Origin of the sequence: Mesorhizobium sp. M7A.F.Ca.US.014.04.1.1 (assembly GCF_003998745.1) — a bacterium.
In the GTDB taxonomy this organism is placed as follows: Bacteria; Pseudomonadota; Alphaproteobacteria; order Rhizobiales; family Rhizobiaceae; genus Mesorhizobium; species Mesorhizobium ciceri.
Map to the genome: position 1 here is coordinate 1 of NZ_RZRW01001082.1, position 1115 is coordinate 1115.

The window sequence follows — 1115 nt, forward strand, 5'->3', positions numbered from 1 at the left end:
GAGCCATGCCCGGACCCGGCGGAACGCTGATGGTGCCGTCGGATCACAAGCGCTCCGACCTGACGCCGCTGGTGCTGTCGGTTGCGCCCTTCGTCGACGCCCGCGCCTACGGTTTGGCCTCGGAACGGTGCGCGGTGATCATGGTCACCGAGGTCGCCCGGCGCATCCCCGATGGCTTCGAGACGCATGTCCGCAGCCTGTTCGACCTGACGCCGGCCGAAGCCCGGCTCGCAGCGACATTGGCATCCGGGCGGACGCTGAAGGAAGCCGCGGCAAGCTCGAGCATCACCGTGAAGACCTGCCGCACCTATCTCGAACGTATCTTCTCCAAGACCCGCACCCGGCAGCAGAGCGAACTGGTTGCGCTGCTCAAGAGCACCGAACCGCTTAGCGGGCGCGGCGGGTAGCCGGCTCATGCACAGCGAGCGTGCTAAGGATTTCGAGGCCAATGGCTGACGCAAACCTGGAAGCGGTGGCCGCCGTGGTCGGCCAGATCTACGAGGCTGCCTACGATCAGGAACGCTGGCTCGAAGCAGTGACTGGTCTGCGCGATCTCCTTGGCGGCTCGCGCTCCTGCATTGTGCGGCTCGATCCAACGACGAGCAACGCAGTTTCAACAGTTTATGATCCCGAGTTCGTTTCGTCCGAAGTAACCGCTGCGCACATGCGCGATCCCATCAGCGTAGTCGCGGCCGCCCTGCCTGTGGGCAAAGTCTATGACCGCACGCTGGTAACGGAAGGGGGCGCCGGCTTCCGCCGCCGTGAACTCTGGCAAGACTGGTACAGGCCGCGTGACATGTATCACGGGCTTGCCTGTAATCTTCTGGCCGCCAACGGCTCCTATTGGTTTTTTGATATTCATCGCGGTTTGAGGCAGGAAGCGTTCGGTGGCGACGACGTCCAGCTGTTGCAAAAGATCGTGCCGCACATGCTGCGCGCCGGGCAGATCGGCCGGCGGCTGGAGAATACGTCAGCGCTGGCATCGGCTTTTTCGCATCTGCCCTTCGGCGTGTTTCTGATCAACGGCCATCAGCGGATCGTGCAGATGAACGAGGCCGCCGAGGCGATGCTGGCGCGGCCCGACAGTCCGCTGGCGCTGAAGCACGGTGTGGTAG

1 protein-coding gene and 1 pseudogene are annotated in these 1115 nt (G+C 63.9%); both read left to right on the top strand.

Features of this window, described 5'->3' with window-relative positions; all coding sequences use genetic code 11:
- Positions 1-407: pseudogene (locus tag EOA22_RS34640) on the top strand (helix-turn-helix transcriptional regulator); the annotation flags it as partial.
- Positions 408-472: 65 nt separating this feature from the next.
- Positions 473-1115: PAS domain-containing protein (locus tag EOA22_RS34645; RefSeq protein ID WP_245478774.1), on the top strand; the 643-nt coding region annotated here is incomplete at its 3' end.